19 protein-coding genes, 2 tRNA genes and 1 pseudogene are annotated in these 22905 nt (G+C 71.2%); 8 read left to right on the top strand and 14 right to left on the bottom strand.

The annotated features are described in order from the left end of the window. Positions 1-453, top strand: a 453-nt coding sequence (locus ACL02T_RS26855) for an HD domain-containing protein (protein ID WP_412833553.1), incomplete at its 5' end; no start/stop codon positions are given. Here the strand turns inward: ACL02T_RS26855 and ACL02T_RS26850 are convergent. Next, positions 444-863: an NUDIX domain-containing protein gene (locus tag ACL02T_RS26850; protein WP_412833561.1), complete on the bottom strand. Its 420-nt coding sequence runs from the start codon at positions 861-863 to the stop codon at positions 444-446. The genes ACL02T_RS26855 and ACL02T_RS26850 overlap by 10 nt on opposite strands. Positions 864-1141: 278 nt before the next feature. Between ACL02T_RS26850 and ACL02T_RS26845 the strand changes: the two genes are divergently transcribed. Genes ACL02T_RS26845 through ACL02T_RS26835 form a run of 3 tightly spaced genes read left to right on the top strand, consistent with a single transcriptional unit; the run spans position 1142 to position 4217 of the window. Further along, positions 1142-2974 carry a hypothetical protein gene (locus tag ACL02T_RS26845; protein ID WP_412833552.1) on the top strand — a complete coding sequence of 611 codons (1833 nt, stop codon included), beginning with the start codon at positions 1142-1144 and terminating at the stop codon, positions 2972-2974. After that, positions 2971-3717 carry a hypothetical protein gene (locus ACL02T_RS26840; protein ID WP_412833551.1) on the top strand — a complete coding sequence of 249 codons (747 nt, stop codon included), beginning with the start codon at positions 2971-2973 and terminating at the stop codon, positions 3715-3717. The genes ACL02T_RS26845 and ACL02T_RS26840 overlap by 4 nt, the downstream gene beginning before the upstream one ends. Beyond that, entirely contained in the window at positions 3714-4217 is a 504-nt protein-coding gene (locus tag ACL02T_RS26835; protein ID WP_412833563.1) for a hypothetical protein, read from the top strand. The genes ACL02T_RS26840 and ACL02T_RS26835 overlap by 4 nt, the downstream gene beginning before the upstream one ends. A 27-nt stretch (positions 4218-4244) precedes the next feature. Here the strand turns inward: ACL02T_RS26835 and ACL02T_RS26830 are convergent. The 13 genes and pseudogenes from ACL02T_RS26830 to dnaA all read right to left on the bottom strand — a co-directional run. Further along, positions 4245-4391, bottom strand: a pseudogene (locus ACL02T_RS26830) (IS701 family transposase); the annotation flags it as partial. Positions 4392-4564: 173 nt separating this feature from the next. Beyond that, positions 4565-5893, bottom strand: coding sequence for a tyrosine-type recombinase/integrase (locus ACL02T_RS26825; protein WP_412833550.1), 1329 nt, complete (start codon positions 5891-5893; stop codon positions 4565-4567). 82 nt (positions 5894-5975) lie between these two features. Next, positions 5976-6051 (bottom strand) — tRNA-Ala (locus ACL02T_RS26820). 39 nt (positions 6052-6090) lie between these two features. Further along, positions 6091-6198, bottom strand: coding sequence for a DLW-39 family protein (locus tag ACL02T_RS26815; RefSeq protein WP_412833549.1), 108 nt, complete (start codon positions 6196-6198; stop codon positions 6091-6093). 33 nt (positions 6199-6231) lie between these two features. Continuing rightward, positions 6232-6305: transfer RNA gene (locus ACL02T_RS26810), tRNA-Ile, on the bottom strand. A 118-nt stretch (positions 6306-6423) separates the two neighbouring features. After that, a complete protein-coding gene (locus ACL02T_RS26805; RefSeq protein WP_412833548.1) occupies positions 6424-7440 on the bottom strand; it encodes a DUF3566 domain-containing protein in 1017 nt (338 codons plus the stop codon). Positions 7441-7513: 73 nt separating this feature from the next. Continuing rightward, positions 7514-10030: a DNA gyrase subunit A gene (gene gyrA, locus ACL02T_RS26800; RefSeq protein ID WP_412833547.1), complete on the bottom strand. Its 2517-nt coding sequence runs from the start codon at positions 10028-10030 to the stop codon at positions 7514-7516. 51 nt (positions 10031-10081) lie between these two features. Next, positions 10082-12061 carry a DNA topoisomerase (ATP-hydrolyzing) subunit B gene (gyrB, locus tag ACL02T_RS26795; protein WP_412833546.1) on the bottom strand — a complete coding sequence of 660 codons (1980 nt, stop codon included), beginning with the start codon at positions 12059-12061 and terminating at the stop codon, positions 10082-10084. 452 nt (positions 12062-12513) lie between these two features. Beyond that, a complete protein-coding gene (locus tag ACL02T_RS26790) occupies positions 12514-13197 on the bottom strand; it encodes a DciA family protein (protein ID WP_412833545.1) in 684 nt (227 codons plus the stop codon). Positions 13198-13275: 78 nt separating this feature from the next. After that, positions 13276-14526 (bottom strand): DNA replication/repair protein RecF, encoded by a 1251-nt coding sequence (gene recF, locus ACL02T_RS26785; protein ID WP_412833544.1) that lies wholly within the window; start codon positions 14524-14526, stop codon positions 13276-13278. Positions 14527-14540: 14 nt separating this feature from the next. Then, on the bottom strand, positions 14541-15569 hold the full coding sequence (gene gnd / locus ACL02T_RS26780) for a phosphogluconate dehydrogenase (NAD(+)-dependent, decarboxylating) (RefSeq protein ID WP_412833560.1): 1029 nt from the start codon (positions 15567-15569) through the stop codon (positions 14541-14543). Between the two features lie 173 nt (positions 15570-15742). After that, complete coding sequence (gene dnaN, locus ACL02T_RS26775) at positions 15743-16897, bottom strand: DNA polymerase III subunit beta (protein WP_412833543.1); 1155 nt, start codon at positions 16895-16897, stop codon at positions 15743-15745. Positions 16898-18602: 1705 nt separating this feature from the next. Then, the gene (gene dnaA / locus ACL02T_RS26770) at positions 18603-20264 is read right to left on the bottom strand and encodes a chromosomal replication initiator protein DnaA (protein WP_412833542.1); all 1662 of its coding nucleotides are present in this window, start codon (positions 20262-20264) and stop codon (positions 18603-18605) included. A gap of 539 nt (positions 20265-20803) precedes the next feature. Here dnaA and rpmH point away from each other — a divergent pair. The 4 genes from rpmH to yidC are packed head-to-tail and all read left to right on the top strand — an operon-like array spanning position 20804 to position 22806. Continuing rightward, on the top strand, positions 20804-20941 hold the full coding sequence (rpmH, locus tag ACL02T_RS26765) for a 50S ribosomal protein L34 (RefSeq protein WP_412833541.1): 138 nt from the start codon (positions 20804-20806) through the stop codon (positions 20939-20941). A gap of 16 nt (positions 20942-20957) precedes the next feature. After that, on the top strand, positions 20958-21335 hold the full coding sequence (rnpA, locus tag ACL02T_RS26760; protein ID WP_412833540.1) for a ribonuclease P protein component: 378 nt from the start codon (positions 20958-20960) through the stop codon (positions 21333-21335). Next, positions 21332-21676: a membrane protein insertion efficiency factor YidD gene (yidD, locus tag ACL02T_RS26755; protein WP_412833539.1), complete on the top strand. Its 345-nt coding sequence runs from the start codon at positions 21332-21334 to the stop codon at positions 21674-21676. The genes rnpA and yidD overlap by 4 nt, the downstream gene beginning before the upstream one ends. Further along, positions 21670-22806, top strand: a complete 1137-nt coding sequence (gene yidC / locus ACL02T_RS26750) for a membrane protein insertase YidC (RefSeq protein WP_412833538.1) — start codon at positions 21670-21672, stop codon at positions 22804-22806. Before yidD ends, yidC begins: the two co-directional genes overlap by 7 nt. The last annotated feature ends 99 nt before the right edge of the window (positions 22807-22905 follow it).

The following is a 22905-nucleotide window of genomic DNA, read 5'->3' as shown; positions in this document are numbered from 1 at the left end:
TCGGAGGCGCTCGGTGAGGATGACGAGCTGCTGCACGCGGCTGCCTGGCTCCACGACGTCGGCTACGCCCCGGAGCTGGCGACGACTGGGTTTCATCCGCTCGAGGGTGCTCGCTACCTCGTGAGCGCGGACGTCCTGGAGAGGCTCGTCGGCCTGGTCGCTATGCCCTCGTCGGCGGCCGCGGAGGCGGAGCTGTTCGGGGTGGCGGATCAGCTCGCGGAGTTCTTCGACGAGAGGACGCTGACGCGGGACATGCTGTGGTGGTGCGACATGACCATCGGCCCGGACGGGCAGTGCATGACCTTCGGGGAGCGGATGGAGGACGTGCGGGCGCGCTACGGCCCGGACCACTACGTCACGCAGGCTCTCGATCGCGGCATGGCTGAGCGGGTGGGTGCGGTCGAGCGGGCGGAGGTGTGGATCGCCTCGGCGGGGTTGACCGGTCAGGTGTAGAAGGGCTCGGCCCTCTCTTGAAGTCCGTGGTCGATGCGGAGTCGGATGGACAGGTGGATGTCAAGCTCGTCGAGCTTGGCGGGGTCGACCCAGCGGACTTCGGACGACTCGTCGCTTGTGCGCGGCTCGCCGCCGACGGGGCGAGCACGGAAGCAGATGGAGAACTCCTGGCGGACCTCGCCGTCGTCGTAGGCCATGGGGTGGTGTGGGTTGGAGTAGATGCCGATCAGGCCGGTGACCTCGACGGTGATGCCGGTTTCCTCGATGGTTTCGCGGATGACGGCTTCGGTCATGGTCTCGCCGAGCTCGTGGCGGCGGCCGGGGATGGCGTGCTTGTCGTTGTCGGTGCGGCGGATCATGAGCAGCCGTCCGGCGTCGTCGCGGACGAGCGCGGACAGGGCGATGACGATGCTGTTGGCCTTGGGTGCGTCGGGGTCGTCTAGGTAGTCGGTCCCCCCGACGAGGTCGTGCGGTGGGCGCCGGTGACGGCGCCCCTCGCCCGACTGTGACCCCTATGGACCGTTAACGACATACGTGATCATAGCGAGTTCTGTGCACGAATTTCGGTTCGGGCACCAACGGAGGCTGCGATGGCGGAGCGCGTCAGGCGTGGAGAGCGGCTCGACGCGCTGCTGCGGTGGCATCGGGCCCGGCGCCCGCCGAGGTGGCGACAGCCGAGTCGTGCGCGGTGGCACCCCCGGAGCCGTGCCAGGAGCTGGCGCTCGCCGAGGGACCGGAGCAGGTGGTGCGGTTCCGCCAGACGGTCCGGGTCGAAGCCCTGGATCTCCAGCTCGGCGACGAGGTCGAGCAGATCCCCGGGCTCGCGCTCGGATGCACCGCGATCGGCTGGGCGAGCGCGGCGCTGTGCCTCGACCTGCTGTACGAGCAGCGCTGGTACTACCGCCGGTCACTGGTGGGCGCGCTCTCCGCCACCGTGGCCCTCGCCCCTGGCGAGACGCTCTCGGTGTCGATCCGCAACACCCAGCGCAAGCAGTTCGACCGGGAGACCGTCGACGAGGTCGAGCGCACCGAGCAGAGCGAAAGCACGATCGCCGACAAGGACGTGCTCAACGTGACCCGGTCGTCGTCGAGGACCGACAACTGGACCGTCAACGCGAACGCCTCGGTCAGCCTGCCGGAGGTCGGCGAGTTGGGGCTGAGCGCCTCCGTCGGGCAGACCGTCACCGACACGACCAACTCCTCGGCCCAGCGGACGCGCGACAGCACGCAGAAGTCCGCCTCGAACCTGAAGACGCTGCAGAAGGTGCAGATCCGGGAGACCACCGAGCTGACCACCGAGGCCAGCACGGCGCGGCGAATCACCAACCCCTACCGCGACCGCAGCCTGCGGTTGGACGTCTACGAGGTCGCCAAGGAGTTCTGCGTTGAGTTCCACTTCACCGGGTCGGCGCCCGCGATCGTCCTCACGATCGAAGGCCTGGTGTTCGACCGGGACTTCGTCCTCACCAACCGGGCGTTCCTAAGCGAGGAGCTGATCGACCGCCCGCTCGACTTCGAGCTCACCGACGCGCTCGCGGCTACGGCGAACCTCGAGCTGGACGGCGCCGCGGAACGGGCCGAGGCGATGGCGCTCCGCGCGCTAAAGTACCTGTTCACGGGCCTGACCGTATTCGGTTTCCCGGTCCCGTACCCGCCTATGGACACCCCCGCCGGACCGATTCCGCAGCGGCCGCCGGGATGGGACGAGAACGATCCGGCGACGTCGTTCGTGACGCCCTTCGACTCCTTCAGCGGCCTGACCGATGCCACCGAGAACGGCGTCGGCGTCGTGCTGACGACGCTCGGGGTGTTCCACCGGCTCTACGTCGACGAGATCGCTCCGACCAGCGACGGCCCGCTCGCGGTCGAAGCGGCGCTCGCGCTGGAGGCCGCGCTGGCTCCGCGCTGGATCGGCGCTGAGGAGACCGACAAGATGAGCAATGTGCTGGACGCGGTCAAGTCCACGGAGGTGCTGCGCAGGCTCGCCGGGTTCCTCACGATGGCGGGCGGGATGCTGCGCCCGCTCGTCGCTCCGGCCGAGGAGGAGCGGGAGAACCGGCGCGCCGCCGAGCGGGCCGAGTTCGTGATCGGCCGCGCTGTCGCCCACCTGCGCTGCCACACCCGGCACTACACCGAGCGGTTTCTCGCGCACCTCGCCGAGATGACGAGCATCCGCAGCGTGCAGGCATTGGTCGAGGAGGTGCTTGCCGAGCGGCTCGACGGTGGGTCGACCGATCTGCGGGAGATCTTCGACGCCGAGCGCGCCTTCCTCGACGGCACCCACGTCGTCGTGCCGATCCGGGTGCCGGTGACGGCCGCCGACGTCAACCGGCTGCTGCGGCTCGTGGACGCCGACCGGCATGTCGACGTGGCGCCCGGCCTGCGGACCGCCCAGGTCGTCGTGATCCCGGTGGACGGCGCGCACCTCGAACCCGCGGCGGGGCACTGCGTCCTCGCCGAGGTGCCGGACGACCCGCCTGCCGGGCCGCTGCACGTCGTTGTGCAGCAGCCGCAGCCGTGAGTCCGGAGGCGCCCCCGCGGGTGCTGCTCGCCGAGAACCTAACGTCGGGCGTGATCCTGCACCTGGACCGGGTCGCGCTCGAGCACGAGGTCGTCGAGCTCGTCTTTCCTCTCCTCTTCGACGACGATCCGCTTCCGCCCGGGGTCGTCCTCGAGCCATGGCGAGGACGGCTCGAGCAGTGGCACCTCGTCCTGCCCGGCAGCGCGTTCGACGATGCTCGCTCGTCGGTGCTGCGGCAGTACCTGCGGGCCGTCCCGTACGACCCGGCCGGCGCACTTGCGCTGGCCCAGGAGGAGCGACGGCGGACGGACGAGTACGAGCGGTGGCTCGACACCGTCCACCCTGTGTTGGGCCGCACGCCCCGGGAGGAGCTGGCCGATCCGGGCTGGCGCGAGGCCAACGGCCACCTGATCTGGTCGGGCACCGACCTGCACGAGTTCCACCAGCCGCTGCAAATGATGGAGCTAAGCGAGTACGCGTCGGTAAACGAAGATGTCCGCTACTACCTGCGTCGGGGGCAGTCGCTGCACGACGCCGTGCGCTCGGCGATCCGCACCGGCATGGCGCAGCTGCGCGCTGCGGCGTTCATCGTCGCCGACATGCCCGACCTCGCCCTGATCGAGCTAGAGCGGATCGAGGAGCGCGACGACACTGAGGCATTCGCGCAGGTCGAGCGCGAGCTCGCCGCGGACCGTGCCGCGATCGAGCGGGCGCTGCGCGCCGCGGTGCGGCGGTCGCCATGACCCCGGCGAACACGACGAAGTGGGTGGGCGACTTCGGCGAGAACGTGGTTCGGGGCATCCTCGAGTCCCGCGGCTACCGCGCCGTTGCGCTGCAGAACGCGTCCGGACAGGGCATCGACGTGGTGGCCGTGAAGCACAAGTACGGCCGGTCAATGCTCCTCGTCGGAGAGGTGAAGTCCACTGGCGGGGTGCGCGCGCCGTCGCTAAGCACGGTGCAGGGCAAGAACCTCGGCGAGTGGGCGCGGTCGCGGCTCGTCGCCGTCAGGGAAGCCGCAGGCCGCTTCCGCAAGATGGCTCCCGCCGACCGGGCACTCGCCCGGGAAATCCTCGAGCTCATCGACGAGGGCGGGATCCCGGCCGCGTCGGTCGTGGTCAAGGTGAAGGGCGTCGGGGCGGGCCCACCGACCGTGGAGTTCGGCGGCACTACGCACGTGCCCCGCGTCGGCGTCACGCCGTCCGCGGTGCGGCGCGCGCGGCGGCGTGGCCGCCTGCGCCCGTAGTCGTCTCGCTCCGCCGCGCGTATAAGGATCACCGGCGACCTCGGCCAGCATCCACCCGTTCTTCCCCGCCAGCGGAGCCAACAGCCCGCGCAAATAGGCCCGCGCCCGCCGCCGTGGCTCGGTCCGTCCGAACCTGCCGGCTACCTTGGCGAACAACCCCTCAAGCCCGCCCAAACGGCAAGATCCGCATCCTCGTCCACAAGATCCGAAGACTAGTGCTCCAGCCGTATCGTGCTCTCGGTGAAACCGGCAGGCCGCGCGGGGACGTAGCCGTTCGGACTCGTGAGTGAGCAACACCAAAGCCGCCTTCACAACGTCCGTGGTGGGAAGGATCGATGCTCGCGGACCTATGTCAGCGTTGACGGCCGCCGCATCCGACTACCGAGCAGCTCGGCGGCCCTGCGGTCGCTTCCATCGACCCACGCCGCGTACACGCGAAGCGTCGTAGCGCCGCCGCCGCCGTGTCCGAGACGCCCGGCGACGGTCCGGAGGTCGGTACCTGCCGCGAGGAGTTCCGTTGCTGAGTAGTGCCGTAGAGCGTGCAGGTGGCTGTCGATGCCGAGGCGCTGGCACATGCGGCCGTACCGGTGCGTGATGCCGCTGGGGTTGCAGGGGTTGTCGCTGGTCGGCGAGTACGAGAACACGTAGGCCGTCTGCTTCGGCTTGACGCCGATCTCACTGCAGCGCTTCTCGTACCGCCATCGGTGCTCGATGAGGATCTCGACGGTCGCCTCGTCGACCGTGACCCGCCGGGCGCGGTGTGTCTTGGTGTCCTTCTCGATGTCCTTGCCCGTCACGCGCACATGATTGCGGCGGACGTGGATGACGCCGTTCTCCAGGTCGATGTCTGACCAGCGCAGGGCGAGGAGCTCGGCGCGGCGCATGCCGGTCACCATCGCGACCCACACGAGGGTTCCCCAGTCCGAGTCCTCCTCCCACGCAGCGGCGACGAGGGCGGCCGCCTCGGCCGTAGTGGGTGGCTGAGGGTCCGGGACAGGCAGGCGCGGGATACGGGCCAGCTCGGCCGGGTTCGTCGTGATCCATCCCCACCGCTGCGCCGCGGTCATCGCGCCGCGGATGACGAAGTGAATCTTGCGGATCGACGCGGCCGCGAGCGGGCGACAGACGTGCGGCTTGCACTCGACGACCTTGCAGCCCTTCTCCCCGCAGTCGTGCGGCGGGTAGCCGGCAGCGGGAGCGCGGCCCGGAGGGCGCTTGTGCCGGACCTCCCGGCACTCGTGGGGCCCGTCCACCCGGTGCTCGACGAACGGGCGGCGGTTGCAGCGTGAGCCGCAGCGGCGGAGCTCGGCGTAGAGGCGCTCCAGGACGTGCGTGGTGACCTTCCCGAGCGGCTCGTCGCCCAGGACGGGATAGATGTGGCGCTCCGCGTAGCCGACGTAGTTCTCGCGGGTCGACTCCTCGAGCTCGTGGGTGTCGAGCCAGGCCTCAATCGTCGTGCGTAGCGAGGCGCGGGTCTTCGCGTGGCGCTGCTCAGCGACCTGAGCCTTGAACTTGCGCAGGATCCTCTTGGCCTCGGCCTCGTCAGTGCTGGATCCGCGCAGGTAGAGCTGCCGTCCGGACACCGGGTCCGTCCCTGCGTAGAGGATCGCCTGGAACGAGTTCTTGCGGCGCCGGATCATTCCCTCGGTCCGGGGCTTCGGCGGGTTCTTGGCCACGTGGCGACGGTAGCCATTGCCACGGTCATTGCCATCGAGCCGGTCTAGCGATCTTGAAACCAGTAAAGATGCTGGTCAAGTGTGGTGGAGACGAGGGGAATCGAACCCCTAACCCCCGCCTTGCAAAGGCGGTGCTCTGCCAATTGAGCTACGTCCCCGTGAGCCCCACGCTACCGCGCGCGACTCGAGATGCACGCCTACTTCGTGGCCTCGTGCCAGGGGTCCTCGCCGGGGCGGTTCCTGGCCCTGAGAAGGACCAGGATCGCGGCGCCGGCTGCGGCGACGAGAGCGAGAATCTTCTTCACGTCGATCACCTTCGGAGCCGGTGCCGGGAGGAGTGGGCCTAGCTGGATTTGAACCAGCGACCTCATCGTTATCAGCGATGCGCTCTAACCAACTGAGCTATAGGCCCTTGCGGCAGGGACGACTGTACATCAGGCCCCGCGGGCCTCCCGCACCGGCCCCTCGAACCGGGACGGGAGGCGAATCCGCAGGTCCGCGGCCCGTCGGGGCCGTCGGCGCGCCGGACCTCAGTCCCGCTCGGAGAGCGTGACCTCGATCCCACCGACGAGGTCGGCGGAGACGTTGTAGACGAAGGCGCCCACGGTGATGGCGACCGCGAACAGCAGGCTGTTGATCGCGCCGATGATCGCCGCGAAGCCGAACACGCTGCCGGCGCTGATGAGCGCACCGCCGCCGCCCTCACCGCCGCCGGAGACCAGGTCGGCGTACGTGCCGTTGAGCCGGTCCCAGACGCCCATGCCGTCGAGCACGCCGTAGAGCACGCCGACCGCCACGAGCCAGATGAAGAACAGCACGACCGCGAGTACCAGGGCCAGCTTCAGCACCGACCACGGGTCGAACCGCTTGACCTGGAGCAACGCCTGTCGTGGGGCACGGCCGGCCACGTTCGGCACCTCGGCGTGCACCTCGGCACGGGAGCCGCCCGGCAGGGTCGTGGTCCCGGCCGCAGCGCCCGGCCCGGCGCTCCCGGTGCGGGGGGCGGCACCCTGGTCGATGTACGCCGTGGGAGCCTCGCTGAGCAGCGAGTCCACCGCAGGTGACCGCTGCGGAGCCGGACGAGACGTCTGCACCGCCTCGGCGCCCTCGGCGGCCTCCGCGCCCTCGTCGCCCTGCGCCCGCCGCCACGGCGGGGGCGTCGGCACGATGCCGGGGCGGCCGTCCTGGGACTCCCCGACCTCACCCGCCGCCGGTTCGGCCGCCTCGGTGGCCGCCGCCGCGGCCCGCGGGTTCGGCCGCGCCGACGAGCCGTCGTCGCTGCCCGCCTCCTCGGAGGTGGCCGAGGACGACACGGTCGGGGTGGACCCGTTCGACGACGCCGTGCCGTTGGCCGAGGGCGGACCCGCCCCGTTGCCGCCCTGGCCCGCCGCCGCGGACGCGGGCGTGGTCCGGTCCTCGGCCGGGGAGGCCGCGGCCGGGGCCGCGGCCCCGTCGGCGGGCAGCGGGGGCGAGTCGGGGCCGTCCGTGACGACCCGCCCCTCGTCCGTGGCGCCCGGCGGCGTCGCCGGCTCGTTCTTCTCGCTCACGAGGTGGAGCACTCCTCGTCGGTCGGCGTGCAGGACAACGTGCGGGACTGCGGCGTCACCGGGTGGGCCGGCTTCAGCCGGTCACCCCGGGGGCGTCCGCATCGTCCTCCGCGTTGCGCGCGACCGCCAGCAGAGTGGCGTTCTCGCCGAGGTTCATCAGGCGGACCCCCTTCGTCTGCCGGCCGGCCTTCCGCACCTCGCGGGCCGAGGTCCGGATGACGCCGCCGGTCGATGTGATCGCGTACAGCTCGTCGTCGATCCCGACGATGAGTGCGCCGACCAGCGTGCCACGCCGGCGGTCGTACTGGAGGGTCAACACTCCCTTGCCGCCGCGTCCCTGGACCGGGTAGTCCTCGATCGGAGTGCGCTTCGCGTACCCGCCCGCGGTGGCGACCAGCACGAACCGGTCCGGCTGGACCACGCCGAGGGACAGCAGCCGGTCCCCGTCGTTGAAGCGCATGCCCAGCACACCGGAGGTGGCCCGGCCCATCGGGCGCAGCACCTCGTCGCTCGCGGTGAACCGGATCGACTGTCCCTCGGCGGAGACGAGCAGCAGGTCGTCGTCCGCGGCGCAGAGCACGGCGCCGATCAGCTCGTCCTCGTCCCGCAGGTTGATGCCGATCAGACCGCCGGAGCGGTTGGAGTCGAAGTCCTCGAGGCGGGACTTCTTCACCAGGCCGTTTCTCGTCGCGAGGACGAGATACGGAGCGGCCTGGTAGTCCTTGATCTGCATGACCTGGGCGATGTGCTCGTCCGGCTGGAAGGCCAGCAGATTGGCAACGTGCTGGCCGCGGGCGTTGCGGTTCGCCTCGGGCAGCTCGTAGGCCTTGAGTCGGTACACCCGGCCCTTGTTGGTGAAGAACAGCATCCAGTCGTGGGTGGAGCACACGAAGAAGTGGGCGACGATGTCGTCCTGCTTCAGCGTGGCGCCCTGCACGCCCTTGCCGCCGCGCTTCTGCGCCCGGTACAAGTCGGTCTTGGTGCGCTTCGCGTAGCCGGTCTCGGTGATCGTGACGACCACGTCCTCGACGGCGATGAGGTCCTCGTTGGTGACGTCGCCGTCGTCGGCGACGAGGCGGGTGCGCCGCTCGTCGCCGTGCTTGTCGACGATCTCCATGAGCTCGTCGCGGACGATCTGCCGCTGCCGCTCGGGCCGGGCCAGGATGTCCTCGTAGTCGGCGATCTCGAGCTCGATCTCGGCCAGCTCGTCGACGATCTTCTGCCGCTCCAGGGCCGCCAGGCGGCGCAGCTGCATGTCGAGGATCGCCTGGGCCTGGATCTCGTCGACCTCGAGCAGGTCGATGAGGCCCTGCCGCGCGACGTCGACCGTCTCCGACGCCCTGATCAGCGCGATGACCTCGTCGAGCGCGTCGAGCGCCTTGACCAGGCCACGCAGGATGTGGGCCCGCTCCTCGGCCTTGCGCAGCCGGTAGCGGGTACGCCGGACGATGACCTCGATCTGGTGCCGGATGTAGTTCCGGACGACCTGGTCCAGCCGCAGCGTGCGGGGCACGCCGTCGACGATCGCCAGCATGTTGACGCCGAAGCTGTACTGCAGCTGGCTGTGCTTGTAGAGGTTGTTGAGCACGACCTTGGCCACGGCGTCGCGCTTCAGCGTGAAGACGATCCGCATGCCGACGCGGTCGGACGACTCGTCGTTGATCTCGGAGATCCCGGTGAGCTTGCCGTCCCGGACCATCGAGGCGATCGACTCGACGAGGTTGTCCGGGTTGACCTGGTACGGCAGCTCGGTCACGACGAGGGTGGTGCGCCCCTTGGCGTCCTCCTCGACCTCGACGACCGCGCGCATCCGGACCGACCCCCGGCCGGTGCGGTAGGCGGACTCGATCCCGTCCCGCCCCACGATCAGGCCGGCGGTCGGGAAATCCGGGCCCTTGATGCGGGCCATGAGCGCGTCGAGCAGTTCCTCGTCCGACGCCTCGTGGTTGTCCAGCGCCCAGACCACGCCCTCGCCGACCTCGCGCAGGTTGTGCGGCGGGATGTTCGTGGCCATGCCGACGGCGATGCCGACCGAGCCGTTGATCAGCAGGTTGGGCACCCGCGACGGCAGGACGACGGGCTCCTGCGTCTTGCCGTCGTAGTTGTCGATCAGGTCGACGGTGTCCTCGTTGATGTCCTGCAACATCGCGAGGGCGAGCGGCGAGAGGCGGCACTCCGTGTACCGCATGGCCGCGGCGGGGTCGTTGCCGCGCGAGCCGAAGTTGCCCTGCCCGTCGATCAGCGGGTAGCGCATCGACCAGGGCTGGGCGAGGCGGACGAGCGCGTCGTAGATCGCCGAGTCGCCGTGCGGGTGGTAGTTACCCATCACCTCGCCGACGACGCGGGCGCACTTGACGTAGGAGCGGTCCGGCCGGAAGCCGTTCTCCCCCATCGAGTACAGGACGCGCCGGTGCACCGGCTTGAGGCCGTCCTCGACGAGCGGCAGCGCACGCCCGACGATGACGCTCATCGCGTAGTCGATGTACGAGCGCTGCATCTCGTGCTGGATGTCGACCGGCTCGATCCGGTCGCCGGCGCCGCCGTCGGCGGGGCCGCCCGGTGGGAGCGTGGGGTCCAGGGTGTCGGTCATCGTCCTTCTCTCACGTGCGTCTTGTACCAGCGTCTAGAACAAACGAGTGATCTAGACGTCCAGGAAGCGCACGTCCTTCGCATTGCGGGTGATGAAGGAGCGTCGCGACTCCACGTCCTCGCCCATCAGGACCGAGAACAGCTCGTCCGCCGTTGCGGCGTCGTCGAGCGTGACGCGCGAGAGCATCCGGTGGGCCGGGTCCATCGTCGTCTCCCAGAGTTCCTTGGCGTTCATCTCGCCGAGGCCCTTGTAGCGCTGCACACCCTCGTCCTTGGGCAGCTTCTTGCCGGCCTCGCGGCCGGCCGCGATCAGCCCGTCGCGCTCCGCGTCCGAGTAGGCGAACTCGGGCTCGGCCCCGCGGCCACCCCATTTGATCTTGTAGAGCGGGGGGTTCGCGAGGAAGACGTGACCGGCCTCGACCAGCGGCCGCATGAACCGGAACAGCAGCGTGAGCAGCAGCGTGCGGATGTGCTGGCCGTCGACGTCCGCGTCGGCCATCAGCACGATCTTGTGGTAGCGCAGCTTGGCGAGGTCGAACTCCTCGTGGATGCCGGTACCCAGGGCCGTGATGATGGCCTGGACCTCGGTGTTCTTGAGGACGCGGTCGATCCGGGCCTTCTCGACATTGATGATCTTGCCGCGGATCGGCAGGATCGCCTGGTACATCGAGTCCCGGCCGGACTTGGCCGAGCCGCCCGCGGAGTCGCCCTCCACGATGTAGACCTCGGACTTGGTCGGGTCCGTGGAGCGGCAGTCCGCCAGCTTGCCCGGCAGCCCGCCGATGTCGCCCGCGCTCTTGCGTCGGACCAGCTCGCGGGCCTTGCGGGCCGCCATCCGGGCCTGCGCCGAGGACACCGCCTTGTTCACGATGATCTTGGCCTCGGCCGGGTTGCGCTCGAACCAGTCCGCCAGCCACTCGTTGCTGATCTTCTGCACGAACGACTTGACCTCGGTGTTGCCGAGCTTGGTCTTGGTCTGGCCCTCGAACTGCGGCTCGGCGACCTTGACCGACACGATCGCGGCGAGGCCCTCCCGGATGTCGTCCCCGGAGAGCGCGGGGTCCTTCTCCTTGAGCAGCTTCTTGTCCCGCGCGTACCGGTTGACCGTGGTGGTCAGCGCCGAGCGGAAGCCCTCCTCGTGAGTGCCGCCCTCGTGGGTGTTGATCGTGTTCGCGAATGTGTAGACGGACTCGGAGTAGCCCGAGTTCCACTGCATCGCGACCTCGACCTGGTGCCCGGGGCCCTCGCCGGTGTACCCGATGACCTTGCGGTGGATCGGGTCCTTGCTCTTGTTGAGGTGCGCGACGAAGTCCTCGAGGCCGCCCGGGTAGTGGAAGGTCTGCTCCTTGACCTTCGCCACGAAGCCCTCCGCGTCGGGCTCCTCGGCCTCCTCCGAGTCCCCGTTGCGCTCGTCGCGCAGGACGATGGTGAGCCCCTTGTTCAGGAACGCCATCTCCTGCAGCCGGCGCTGGATGGTCTCGAGGTTGTAGGTCGTGGTCTCGAAGATCGTCGGGTCCGCCCAGAAGGTGATGGACGTGCCGGTGCGCTTCGTGGCCTCGCCCTTGTGCAGGACCCCGGGGACCGAGTGGTCGTACCGCTGGGTCCAGACGTGGCCGCCGACGTGGATCTCGACGTCGAGCCGGCTCGACAGCGCGTTCACCACGGAGACACCGACGCCGTGCAGGCCACCGGACACGGCATAGGACTTGCCGTCGAACTTGCCGCCCGCGTGCAGCACGGTGAGCACGACCTCGACGGCCGGCTTCTTCTCCACCGGGTGCATGTCGACCGGGATGCCGCGGCCGTCGTCCACCACGCGGACGCCGCCGTCGGCGGTCAGGGTCACCTCGACGCGCGTCGCGTACCCGGCCATCGCCTCGTCGACCGCGTTGTCCACGACCTCCCAGATGAGGTGGTGCAGACCGCGCTCGCCGGTGGAGCCGATGTACATGCCGGGGCGCTTGCGGACGGCTTCCAGGCCCTCGAGGACCGTGATCGACGACGCGCTGTAGCCGCTCTTCTTCTCCGCCACGGGCTGTTGGTCTCCTCGCCACGAGAGCCGGCCCGGGGACACGCGGGACGCGCGCCGGTACCGGCGAGGACCGGGCGGGATTACGGGGCCCGCTCGGCACTACTGATGATTCTACCGGTCCGGACCGACAGGAATGCGCCTAGGACACGTCCAGAATCGTCACAGCGGCGCGATCCGGCTCCGAATCGGGTCCGGACGGCGGGAGCGGGGGTCGAACGGCGCTCCTGCGGCGTCATGTCGCGCTGAGCGGGCCCCTGGCGGACGCGAACGGTCGGTCGCGCCCTTCCCTCGCCGGAACGGGCGAACAGCTCCTTCGCTCCGTCCTCGTGCCCGGAAGCGCCGTTCGTCCTGGTCGCGGAGGTGCGTCGGGAGCGGGTCGGACGTGTCCCCGAGACCCGGGGCTGCGCACCACACCGCCGGGACGACCGACCGGGCACGTTGCTCCCGGCTGCTCAGCCGTAGGTGTCCCGGGGGCCGCGGCCCCGCACGTGCCGCGGACCGTGCCGCCAGCTCGGACCGCTGGGACCCACGACCCGGATCCGCCGCACGACGTCCGGCCCCACCGCCCCGGCGAGCCGCTGCAGCAGCTGGCGCTGCAAGGTGCGCAGCTGGGTGGCCCAGGCCGTGGACTCCGCCTGGAGGGTCAGCTCGCCGTCGCGCAGCGACACCGGGGTGCAGTGGTCGGCGATGTCCGGCCCGACGAGCGTGGGCCAGCGGCCCAGCACCGTCGCGTCCGTCAGCCGCGACGACCAGCCCCGGTCCATCGCGACCCGGGACACCAGCCGACCGAACGGCTGCGGATCCCGGTTGTCGGGCCCGGGGCCGGACCAGCGCCGGCGGCGGCCCCGGCCGTAGCCCTTCGGCCGCGCGCCGCGCTGCTCCGCCTCCCGCTGCTGCCGCTTCTGCGCGTTGACCTCCCGGGCCGCGGAGAGCGCGTCCCGGGCGAGGTCGGCGCCACGCCGCCCGTCGTCGCCGAGCGGCGGTTCCCCCTCACGACGAGCGGTACCGGCGGCTCCGTCCCCAGGGCTGTGGACAGGGTTGTGGGCTACCGGACCGGTCGACGGTCGATCGCCGACGCCGGGCGGCGAGTTGTGACCAGAGTCACCAGAGGAGCGGGAGTTATCCACAGTATCCACAACCTTGTCCCCAGGAGGACCCTTTCCGGGCACCCTCGACGTCGTCCGTTCCCTCGCACGTCAGGCGACGTTCGGTGATCATCCGTCCGGTTCGACCCGTACCGCCGATCCACCGCCCACCGCATAGCGCGTCCCCAACAGCTCCGTCGGGACGTCCTCCTCGACCGCTGCGGTGACGATGACCTGTTCCGCCTCTGCGGCGACCGCGGACAACGCGCGGCGCCGCTGTGCGTCCAGCTCGGCGAACACGTCGTCGAGGATGAGGACGGGTTCCACGTCGTCGGCCCTGAGCAGGCGATAGGAGGCGAGCCGCAGCGCGAGCGCGATCGCCCAGGACTCGCCGTGGCTGGCATAGCCCTTGGCCGGACCCTCGCCGAGGTTGAGCAGCAGGTCGTCCCGGTGCGGGCCGACCAGGCAGACCCCGCGCTCGATCTCCTGCCGGCGGACCCGGGCGAGCTCGTCGAGCAGGAGCACCTCGAGTTCGCCGGAGGCGGAGCCTGCGGAGCCGACCATCGACCCGGAGGCGGAGCCTGCGGAGCCGCCCATCGACCCGGAGGCGGAGCCTGCGGAGCCGCCCATCGACCCGGAGGCGGAGCCTGCGGAGCCGGCCGTCGATGCCGCGGCACCCGACAGCTCGCCCGGGATGGAGCAGCGGTAGGACAGGGTCAGCGGGTCCGACGACGGCGCCACCTCGGCGAACGCCTTCTCCGCGTGCGGCGCGATGCCCTCGACCAGCGCGAGCCGACCGGCCAGCAACGCGGCGCCGTGCCGGGCGAGGTGCCCGTCCCACACCTCGAGTGTGGACAGGTCGGCGTTGCGGTTGCGTGCGGTCTTGAGCAGAGCCGACCGCTGCCGCAACACCCGCTCGTAGTCGCTGCGCACCCCGGCGTAGCGCGGGTACCGGGCCACGAGCAGCTCGTCCAGGAACCGGCGACGCTCCCCCGGGTCGCCGCGGACCAGGGCGAGGTCCTCCGGCGCGAACAGGACGCTGCGCAGGATGCCGAGGATCTCGCGCGGGCGGGACGCCGGCGCGCGGTTCACCCGCGCCCGGTTGGCCCTGCCCGCGGTGATCTCCAGCTCGACGTTCAGCTCCCGGCCCTGGTGCACGACCTGACCGCGGACGATGGCGTGCTGGGCGCCGCGCCGGATCAGCGGGGCGTCCGTGGCGACCCGGTGGGAGCCGAGCGTGGCGAGGTACCCGATGGCCTCGACCAGGTTCGTCTTGCCGACGCCGTTCGGGCCGACCAGGACCGTGACGCCCGGTTCCAGGAGGAGCTCCGCCCGTTCCCAGGATCGGAAGTCCTCGACGGCGAGCCGACGCAGATGCACCCCCCAGGTCTACCTCAGGCGTGGGTGGAGCCGGCGCCCGAGCTGGGGCCCGCCACGTCGCCGGGCGCGCCGGTCGGTCCGGCGGCCTTCTTCACCGCGTGTCCGCCGAACTGGTTGCGCAGCGCGGCGACCGCCTTCATCGCCGGCGACTCGTCCTGCCGGGAGGCGAAGCGCGCGAACAGCGCCGCGGAGATCACCGGCAGTGGGACGGCGTGCTGGATGGCCTCCTCAATCGTCCACCGGCCCTCGCCCGAGTCGTCGACGTAGCCCTCGAGCTCCGCCAGGTGCGGATCCTCCCGCAGCGCATTGACCAGCAGGTCCAGCAGCCAGGAACGGACGACGGTGCCCCGCGACCAGGCCTGGACCACCCCGGGCACGTCGTGGATCAGCTCCGCGGCCTCCATCAGCTCGAAGCCCTCGGCGTAGGCCTGCATCAGGCCGTACTCGATGCCGTTGTGCACCATCTTCGCGAAGTGACCGGCACCGACCGGGCCGGCGTGGGCGAAGCCCTCCTCGCGCGGGCCCTCCGGGCGCAGCGCGTCGAAGATCGGCATGGCCAGCTCGATGTGCTCCGGGGCACCGCCCGCCATCAGCCCGTAGCCGTTGTCCTTGCCCCAGACGCCGCCGGACACGCCGCAGTCGACGTAGCCGACCCCCTTGGCGTGCAGCAGCTCCGCGTTCGGGGCGTCGTCGGTGTAGCGGGAGTTGCCGCCGTCGATCACCAGGTCGCCCGGCTCGAGGATCTCGGCCAGCGCACGCACGGTGGATCGGGTCGGGTCACCGGAGGGCACCATCACCCAGACCACCCGGGGCGCGGACAGCGCCTTCGCCAGGTCCTCGAGCGACGGCACGTCCGTCACGTCGGGGCGAGGGTCGTACCCGACGACCTCGTGGCCCGCCGCGCGCACCCGCTCCCGCATGTTCCCGCCCATGCGGCCCAGGCCGATCAGTCCGAGTTGCACGTCCCGCTCCTCACAGCTCGCTCGTGGTCCCCGCGCCGGCCGGCGCCGCGCCCATCGTGCCGCATCGGACGGTAGGACGATCAGTGGGAGCGCGCCCGTCGACCCCGACGATCGCTCGAGATGCGTCGCTCGACGATCACGTGCCGTTGCGCGGGCTCCGGTCGGCGCTGATGTTCGCTGCGCGGGCTCCGCTCAGCGCTGATGTTCGCTGCGCGGGCTCCGCTCAGCGCTGATGTTCGCTGCGCAGGCTCCGCTCAGCCCGGCAGGCGCACCGGCATCAGCAGGTGGAGGTACCCCGGATCGGCCGGCGCGTCTCCCGGCTCCTCGCCCTCGGCCGGCGGGACGACCGGGCGCACGAGAGCGGGCCGGTTCGGCGTGGTGAACGTGAGCTGCGCCTTCTCGGTGTGCAGGGCGCCGAGGGCGTCGAGCAGGTAGCCGGGATTGAACGCGATGGTCAGCGCGGAGCCGTCGAGGGCGCAGGGCAGCTCCTCCTCGGCACTCCCGACGTCCTCCCCGCCGGCGGCGAGCCGCAGCCCCTCCTCGCCGAACTCCAGCCGGATCTGTGCGACCCGGTCCGCGACCAGCGAGACGCGCTTGATCGCCTCGACGAGCGCGGTCACCTCGAGTTCGGCCGCGGTGGTGTGCTCGGCCGGGATCAACTGGCGGAAGCGCGGGAACTCGGCGTCGAGCAGGCGGGTGGTCGCGCGGCGGCCGCCGCCGGTCATGCCGAGCATGCCGTCCCCCGCGGAGAGCGCGATCTCGACGGTGCCGGCACCGGCCAGCGTCTTCGCGACGTCCGAGAGCGTCTTCGCCGGGATGAGCACGGCGGTGGAGGCGCCGGCGTCCTCGGGCTGCCAGTCCAGCTCGCGGACCGCGAGACGGAACCGGTCGGTCGCGGCGAGGGTCAGCCGGGAGCCCTCGATCTCCAGCCGCACACCGGTGAGCATCGGCAGCGTGTCGTCCCGGCCCGCCGCCACGGCGACCTGGGCGACCGCGCCAGCCAGCTCCGCAGCGCCGACCGTCCCGGCGCGCTGGGGCATCGCCGGCAGTTGCGGGTAGTCCTCCACCGGCATGATCGGCAGCGAGAAGCGGCTGTTCCCACAGTTGATCGTGGCCCGGGCGCCGTCGACCACGAGGTCGACCGGCTTGTTCGGCAGCGCACGCGTGATGTCCGCGAGCAGCCGGCCCGAGACGAGTACCTGGCCCGGGTCGCCGATCGTCGCGTCGAGCTCGACCCGCGCCGACGTCTCGTAGTCGAACCCGGAGACGGTCAGCCGCTCGCCCCCCTCACCCGAGGCGGCGTCGATCAGGACCCCGCCGAGGACCGGAACCGGAGGCCGCGCGGGCAGGCTGCGCGCGACCCAGGCGGCAGCGTCAGCAAGGACGTCGCGTTCGACCCGGAACTTCATGGCGGGGAGGACCTTTCACCGGTGGTCACTGGGTGTGACCGGGAAGCGGGCACACGGACGGGCTGTGAGGAGCCCGGACGGAGCGGGACGGCAGCGGTTTCCCGACGGTGCGGTCGTGACACGGCTCCCGGGCTCCCGCCGAGTCCCCCGGCGGTCCGGGATCGGCCGACTCACCGTAGAGCCTCCCGTGTCCGGGTGTCACGTCGCCCGGTCGCCGTCCGGCGAGCGGTGGGTGGAGCCCAGCCCGTGCCCCGTCCGTGTCCTCCATCCACGCCCCTCTTTCTCTGAAGTTCTTCGAAAGAGAGAACTCCAGGGACAGGAACAGGGGCTGTGGACGGTGTGGATAAGCGGTGTCGCCGCAGGTCCAACGGTGCGGCGTGGTGGGGACCGAGCCTCGGGACGGACTCGGGACGGCTGCGGCGGGCCGTGGATGGCCGGCGTTCTCGCGAGGTTGTCCGAGGCCCATCCCCTTCCCGGAGACGAGTTGTCCACTGTTCTCGAACCGTCCGTCCACGGGCTTCGGCGCGACAATCCACAGAGTTGTCCCCAGATGTGGGTGAAACGTGGCCGTGCGTCCACGCTGTGCGACCGGTCGGCGGCGTCGCGGCAATCCGGTGGCGGCGGGCGGCACCCACAGGAATCCCGCCCTGCACACGCTCTGCAACGGGCTGTGACCGTTTCCGTCATGGTGTGGCCGTCGCGCCGCGCCGTCGGTGCGCCGAACGCCGGTTACCGGACGACGAGCGGTGAGCACGGCAGCGACACGCGGGCGACTCCGATCTCCACCGGATGGAGATCGCGATCGGGAGGAGGCGGACGTGCCTACGGGGAGGTCGATCTCCCTTCTGCTCACCGTGCGTGCGGGAAGGAGGCGTTGAGCGGGCCGTCGAGGCCCGCTCGCGATGAGCCGTGTGGGTGCAGGTGGTGGGGCGAGGGCGGTGACGGTGTGAGATCGGGCGGACCGGGCGCTCGGAGCGGCGTCGCGCCGCGGCGAGCCCGCGGACGGCTGGGGACAACCCGCCCTGTCGGCCCCGGGTGTTCCTCGCGAGCCGGGAGCGCCCGCGAGTCGGGATTTCTGAGACCGCGAGTCGGGCGATCTGGCAGTGCGAGTCGCGAGAAGTCGCCCGGCGAGTCGGGCGATCTGGCACGGCGAGTCGGGAGAAGTGGCAGCGCGAGTCCGATCTGGCAGCGCGAGTCGAGAGTCGAGGGCCTACGAGTCGGGACCATGTCGTCGCCGGTCCGAAGATGCGGGTCGAGGGCGTCGGTGTGGTGAGGCACTGGTCGTGCTGGTGTGCACGGACGGATCGAGGCCGTGAGGGGCCGGGCTGTCCGATCCGACCACGGGCGCGTGCCACCGGGCCTCGCGTGATCGCCGTTCCGGACCGTTCGTGGTCCCAGGAGGCCGGGAAGAGTCCGTCCCGACGATCACGCTCACGACCCCCGCACCGCGCAGGTGATCACCTCGCCGACCGCCTCGGCCTCGTGCAGCCGAGTCGGCCCACTCCGATGACGGGTTACCCGACCGGACCCTCCGCCCGGAGCCGTCGGCGGAATCCGCCCGAAGGCGGCACATGGCAGAGCTCTCCTCGGTCGTGGGCGAGCTCGTGGTCGCTCCCGGCCACCGCGGGCATCCGGGGCCGGGAGGTGTGGGCGACGGAGCACACGCTCGCGGACGGGGCGGGCGGTACGGTCCTCGCCGGCGGGCTCAGTGGCGAGCGCGCTGCTTGATGCGGGCCGTGAGCTCCTGCACCTGCTCGAAGGTCTTGCGGCGGAGCGAGATCTCGTTGCGGATCTTCTTGTCCGCGTGCATGACCGTGGTGTGGTCGCGGCCGCCGAAGGTCTGGCCGATGCGCGGCAGCGAGAGATCGGTCAGCTCGCGGCACAGGTACATGGCGATCTGCCGGGCCTGGGCGAGCGCCTTCGTCTTCCCCGGCCCGCACAGCTCGTCCATCGTGACGTCGAAGAACTCGGCGGTGACCGCCATGATCGTCGGTGCGGTGATCTCCGAGGCGGCCGAGTCGGGGATGAGGTCGCGCAGCACGATCTCGGCGAGCTGCGTGTCGACCGGCTGCCGGTTGAGCGACGCGAAGGCGGTCACGCGGATCAGCGCGCCCTCGAGCTCGCGGATGTTCCGCTCGATGCGCTCGGCGATGAACTCCAGGACGTCGCCGGGGACCGCGAGCCGGTCCTGCGCGGCCTTCTTCCGGAGGATCGCGATGCGCGTCTCCAGCTCGGGCGGCTGGATGTCGGTGATCAGGCCCCACTCGAACCGCGTGCGCATGCGGTCCTCGAGGGTCTCCAGGCGCTTCGGCGGCCGGTCGGAGGAGACGACGATCTGCTTGTTCGCGTTGTGGAGGGTGTTGAAGGTGTGGAAGAACTCCTCCTGGGTCCCTTCCTTCCCCTCCAGGAACTGGATGTCGTCCACCAGCAGGACGTCGACGTCCCGGTAGCGGCGCTGGAAGGCGACCTTGCGGTCGTCCCGCAGCGAGTTGATGAAGTCGTTCGTGAACTCCTCGGTGCTGACGTACCGCACCCGCATCCCGGGGAAGAGCCGCTGGGCGTAATGCCCCACCGCGTGCAGCAGGTGGGTCTTGCCCAGCCCGGACTCGCCCCAGATGAACAGCGGGTTGTACGCCCGCGCCGGCGCCTCGGCCACCGCCACCGCCGCCGCGTGCGAGAACCGGTTCGACGCCCCGATGACGAAGGTGTCGAAGGTGTACTTCTCGTTCAGCCGGGTCTGCGACCGCGGCGCCACCGGGTCGCCCGCCTGCGGGGCCGAGTAGGTCGGCCACACCTCGGGGCGGCCGGGGGTGAGCGGCCCGGCCTCGCCCGGCGCGGGTGGGCCGGCGCCGTCGACCCCGGCGGGCTCGGGCAGCTGCGCGGCGGCGGCCGGGTCCACCGGGATGCCCGACGGCGGGGTGGGCGCGTCCTGGACGAGGCCGTCGGAGCCGTTCGGGTCCGCCGCCGGCCGCCCGAGCGGGGGCGCGGCGGCGACGGGACCGCGACCCTCGGCGATCTCGCCGAGCGACGGGGCGCCGGGCCGGACGCGCGAGGGCGGGTCCGGCACGTCCGTGCCGCCGGAGGCGGCATTGGCGTCGACCACCACCGCGAGGTTGACCTGCACGCCCATGTGCCGGCCGATGGCGTCGCTGATCGGGCGCCGGAGGATCCGCTCGATCGCGTCCTTCGCGAACTCGCTCGGCGCGGCGAGCAGCGCCGTCCCGTCGAGGAGCCCGAGCGGGCGGGTCAGCCGCAGGAAGGCGCGCTGCTGCGCGGACAACCCGGGCGAGCCCGGATCCGTCGTGGGCCCGGCGAGGTCGGCGATGACCAGGCTCCATACCTGGGCGAGGTCACCGGGTTCGGCCACCGCTCGGCCCCTCTCCGCGTGCCGACCGGTGGGGAGCGGTGGGCACGACCTCGTTCGTCGTCTCGTCGGCGTGGGCTGGTCATCCCCAGACTTATCCACACATGTGCGTAAGACCGTACGCAGGGGAGCGCGGCGGGCCGCGACCACCCTCCGGTGCGACGCGCGCCCGCAGCGTCCGTCGTGGTGACAGTCGGAGAAGCCCCGATCCCCCCGGATGGAACTGCGAAGCCCGCACGCTAACAACGACCGGGCCGAGGTCACAAGACGCGCAGGTCGGGAGCGTGTACGAGCCCGTCCGACGCCCGGGTCGTGGCCTGCGGTGATGACTCTGCGCGCCCTCGTCGTCACCGGCGCCCGGGGTGCGGCGGGGGCGGTTTGCGCCGCTCGGAAGCGGCTGCGTACCCTGGTCTGCAGGCGCGGTCCCGTCGCCGGCACGTCCGCGTGCCCCGACACAGCACCATCCTGCACCGCGCACGACCGAGATCAGAAGCTACCGACGGCGCGGTACCCCGCGGCGCCGTCGACCGGGAGAGTCGACCGTGAGCAAGCGCACCTTTCAGCCGAACAACCGCCGCCGGGCCAAGACGCACGGCTTCCGGCTTCGGATGCGCACGCGCGCCGGGCGCGCGATCGTCTCGGCGCGCCGCCGCAAGGGCCGCGCGCAGCTCTCGGCCTGATCACCACGCCGTCGGAGTGCTGCCCGCCGGCGCCCGTCTGACCCGTCGGGACGAGTTCGCCTCGACGATCCGTCACGGCCGCCGTGCGGGCCGCTCCCGGCTCGTCGTACACGTGGACACGGCGTCCACCACCGACCCGGCCTCGCAGGCTCCGCCGCGGGCCGGGTTCGTCGTGAGCAAGGCCGTCGGGAACGCGGTGGTCCGCCACCGTGTGGCCCGGCGGCTGCGTCATCTCGTCGCCGCCCGGCTCGGCACCCTGCCGCCCGGGTACTCGCTCGTCGTGCGGGCGCTGCCGCCCGCCGCCGCGGCGACCTCCGCCGAGCTGGGCGCGGACCTGGACTCCGCCCTGCGCTCCGCGTCGAAGAAGCTGCGGGGGCGGGAGACCGTCCGGTGAGCCCCTCCCCCGTCGCACGCGTGCTGATCGGCGCGGTGCGCGTCTACCAGCGCTGGATCTCCCCCGCACTGCCCCCGACCTGCCGCTTCTACCCGAGCTGCAGCGCCTATGCGCTCGAGGCCGTGCAGGTGCACGGTGCGGCCCGCGGCACGTGGCTGGCCGTGCGACGGCTGCTGCGCTGCCACCCGTGGCACCCTGGCGGGGTGGACCCGGTCCCACCCCGGGCCCCGGAATCGCACGATCCGGAACCGCAGGACCCGGAACCCGACCGCCCCACCCGCCCCGACGACCGTCGAGCCGCCGACTGCACTGAGAAGTGCGAGGAGCAAGCGCCGTGCTGAACTTCATCTACTACCCCGTGTCGTTCATCATGTGGGTCTGGCACAAGGCGTTCGGCTTCGTGTTCGGCGCGGACGCGGGCATCGCCTGGGTGCTGTCGGTGATCTTCCTGGTCTTCACGCTGCGGGCCATCCTGTACAAGCCCTTCGTCGGGCAGGTCCGCTCCATGCGGAAGATGCAGGAGATGGCGCCGGAGATGCAGAAGCTCCGGAAGAAGTACGCCAACGACAAGCAGAAGCTCGCCGCGGAGATGCAGAAGCTCCAGTCGGAGAACGGGGCGAACCCGCTCGGCGGCTGTCTCCCGGTGCTGGTGCAGGTCCCGGTGTTCATCGGCCTGTTCCACGTCCTGCGCGAGTTCAAGCCGGGCAAGACCGAGAACTACTTCTTCGGCGCCGACGAGGTGCGCTCCTTCGTCGACTCCGACTTCTTCGGCGCCAAGCTGGGCGCCTCGGTCGTGAACACGCAGTACTCCACGACCACCCTCGCGGAGCTCGGTGGCAACCTCACCAGCCAGCTGATCGTCATGATCCCGCTGATGATCGTGGCGGGCATCTTCACCCACATCACGGCGCGGCACTCGGTGGCCCGGCAGGCGGCGAACCCCGCGGCCATGGCGAACCCGCAGACCGCGATCATGAACAAGCTGATGCTGTACGTGTTCCCGATCGGCGTCGTGGTCGGTGGCCCCTTCCTCCCGCTGGCGGTCCTCTTCTACTGGGTCTCGAACAACCTGTGGACGCTCGGCCAGCAGTACGTCGTCTACAAGAAGATCGACGCCGAGGAGGCCGAGAAGAAGGAGAAGGCGACCGCGCAGCGCAACTCGCTGGCCCCGAAGCCGGGCCAGAAGCCGCAGCGCGACGGCCGCGACACGTCGGCGAACGGGAACGGTGCCGGGCCGGACGCGGTGGAAGCCGGATCCGACGGCGGTGTCGACGGCGGTGTCGACGGCGGTGTCGACGGCGGGGCGGCGTCCACGCCGGCGAAGAAGCCCGGCGCCAAGCCCGTGAACAAGCCGAAGCCGGGAGCGAAGCCCGTGGGCGGCAAGCCGGGGAACCGGCCCGCCGGCCAGGCCGGGCGCCCCGGTGGCGGCGGCAACCGGACGCAGGCCCGAAAGGGCAAGAAGCGTCGGTGACCCGGGTCGGTGAGCGCCCGCCGCGCCACCGACCCCGACGGACCTTCGAGCGAGCGGCCCCGGCGGCGCCGCCCGCTCACGTCGTCCGACCCGCCCCCG

Source organism: Pseudonocardia oceanicola (assembly GCF_047200735.1).
GTDB lineage: Bacteria > Actinomycetota > Actinomycetes > Mycobacteriales > Pseudonocardiaceae > Pseudonocardia.
The sequence above is the reverse complement of the archived record's forward strand: the minus strand, read 5'-3'. Positions and strand labels throughout refer to the sequence as shown.

Excerpts from the sequence above, each read along its gene's own strand:
- ACL02T_RS26835 (WP_412833563.1), top strand. The coding sequence starts at position 3,714 with ATGACCCCGGCGAACACGACGAAGTGGGTGGGCGACTTCGGCGAGAAC.
- gyrA (WP_412833547.1), bottom strand. The coding sequence starts at position 10,030 with ATGACCGACACCCTGGACCCCACGCTCCCACCGGGCGGCCCCGCCGAC.
- dnaN (WP_412833543.1), bottom strand. The coding sequence starts at position 16,897 with ATGAAGTTCCGGGTCGAACGCGACGTCCTTGCTGACGCTGCCGCCTGG.